Annotated in this window: 1 protein-coding gene and 1 pseudogene; both read right to left on the bottom strand. The window is 68.1% G+C overall.

Features of this window, described 5'->3' with window-relative positions; translation table 11 throughout:
• Window positions 1-11: 11 nt before the first annotated feature.
• Complete coding sequence (locus tag BN903_RS02970) at window positions 12-569, bottom strand: YeeE/YedE family protein (RefSeq protein WP_048076309.1); 558 nt, start codon at window positions 567-569, stop codon at window positions 12-14.
• Window positions 570-577: 8 nt separating this feature from the next.
• Window positions 578-991 (bottom strand): annotated as a pseudogene (locus BN903_RS02965) (MBL fold metallo-hydrolase); the annotation flags it as partial.

Below are 991 nucleotides of genomic sequence, written 5' to 3'. Positions count from 1 at the left end.
CGTCTCGCACATCACGGGCTCACCCCCAGTGCGCCGACGACTTGTGCCGTCCCGATCGCCACCGTCAGGAACGTCAGGACGCCGACGAGGGAGGTCTTCGACGCCGAGCCGACGCCACAGACTCCGTGACCGGACGTACAGCCCTTGCCGACGCGGGTCCCGACCCCGACGAGGATGCCGCCGAGGAACAGCCGCCACGGCTGGACATCCGTCGTCCAGAGCGTGACGCCGGCGACTTCGTACAACTGTCCGGTGGTCCCGGGTTCGTACAGGGAGCTCGTGACCGCTCCGGACTGGAACGTCGCGGCGAAGGCCAGCCCGCCGAGGATGATGCCGGCCGTGAACACGAGCCGCCAGTCCCGCGAGGCGACGTACTGCTGGAACCGCGACTGACCGGAGACGTACGACAGCGTCGACTCGAGGAACGTGCTCGCCCCGGCGGGGATGCCCGTTCCGAGGTAGATGACGACGGTGCCGAGCCCGACGAGTAGCCCACCGACGGCGTACCGGCTGATCCCGTTGGGGAACAGCTCGGCGATGAGTTGGAGCGGGACTGGATCAATCACCATTGGCGTCGTTAGTCACCCGCGAGCGACTCCTGGCTCGCCGCGCAGTTGTTGGGGCCGAGTTCGAGCGTGAACGCTTCCTCGTCGTCGACGGCGTTCTGCCCGAGGTTCGTCGCGATGATGTCCTCGTAGTTGGCCGGCCGCGGCGGCATGTCCGAGAGGATCAGGTCGACGAACTCCTGTTCGTCCATCGTGAGCGCGTCCATCTCCTCGACGAGGTCGCCGATAGGGGCCGTGTAGGTCCCGTCCGCGGCTGGCTCGGCGGCGTCGCTGAAGTGTGCGCCCCCGATCAGCGTGTCGTCGGGCAGCGTCAGCACGCGCTCTTGGAGGGACTCATAGAGTATGCGGGCCGCATCCGGCGCGCCGTCGTCGCCCTCTTCGAGGTCGGGGCGAGCGACGCTCTCGACGAACAACGCCGTCCACCG

The sequence above is a fragment of the Halorubrum sp. AJ67 genome (genome assembly GCF_000513435.1).
This window is presented reverse-complemented; position numbering and strand designations above follow the sequence as displayed.

What these genes read in the sequence shown, in the direction of transcription:
- BN903_RS02970 (WP_048076309.1), bottom strand. Translation starts at nt 569, where the DNA reads ATGGTGATTGATCCAGTCCCGCTCCAACTCATCGCCGAGCTGTTCCCC.